Consider the following 1,128-nt stretch of genomic DNA (forward strand, 5'->3'; position numbering starts at 1 on the left):
CTTCATCGCCAGGTTCGGTTTTCAGGTAATTGACGATCAGGTTGGTGCCGTTGCGATCCGCCGGCAGAAAGCCTTCCACTACGCCTGCGACCTCTGGTTCCGGCAGTTCGAGGCGCGGTTCGCCGACGTTGAGCAGGTCGTGGTGCAGCGATTCGCGCACGGCGTGGCTGGCGTTGACGTGGTTCATGCTGCCGAGCACGGAATCTTCGATCAGCAACTGGTAATAGATTTCCACTTTGCCGCCGTTGATCTGCGTCAGGTGCGTGCCGTCGACACTGATTTTCAGCGGTTTACCGGCAATGATTTCGCCATTGGTGATCGGGTGCTGTGGCAGCTCGGGCAGGTAGGTGGAGAAATCCGGGCGGGTACCGAGCCACATCGGCCGGATGACCTGGCCCGCGGCGAAGGATGTGTCGAACGGGATTTCGATGTTGACCGAACCCAGCGTCGGATCGAGCGCGCCGTCTACGGCGTCCCGTACAACAGGCGCCAAGAGGCGTTTGAGTTCGCCGACGACGCTGATGAACTTGGATTGGGATTGCAGGTCGGCGGAGCCGTCAGCCTTTTGCACTCGATAGGACAACGCCATGTCGCTGCGAGGCAATTGCCGAAGCAACGCTTCGGGGATATCGATGGTTGCAATGCTCGGTACGCTGACCAGCGGCTCGCCGGTGATGTACATATCGATCGGCCCACCTTCCACCGGCGTGGCCCTGATGCGGATGATGATGGTGTCGCCCACCTTGAATTGCTTGGGGTCGACCGCCACGATTTGCGCAGTGCCATTGCCTTTGAGATTGTCCACGTCTAATTGGTTGCTGATGGCCTCTTTGAGCACCGGCGCCAATAACCGTGTCACATCAACCGCCACCACCACGCGCTGCGCAGCACTCCAGCCTTGCGAGCGATTGTCGACCGCGTCATACACCTCGAACGCCACGGCCAGGCCCGAACTGTCCGAGTCGTCGGCCTCACGAATGTCGGCTTCGGTAACCCACACCACGATCGGCACCGTCCCGGCGGCCTGTTCTGCGGTCAGCGGATCGCTCAGGACGAATACGCCGCCCCAGGTCACTTGAATGACATCGCCCTCGGCGGCATTGGGATAGGGCAGGTTCGTCTCGGGGT

The 1,128-nt window shown here is 60.8% G+C and carries 1 pseudogene; it reads right to left on the bottom strand.

The window, feature by feature from the left end:
• A pseudogene (locus GIW69_RS26125) lies at positions 1-1,128 on the bottom strand (hypothetical protein); the annotation flags it as partial.

Origin of the sequence: Pseudomonas syringae (genome assembly GCF_021605415.1) — a bacterium.
GTDB lineage: Bacteria > Pseudomonadota > Gammaproteobacteria > Pseudomonadales > Pseudomonadaceae > Aquipseudomonas > Aquipseudomonas syringae_S.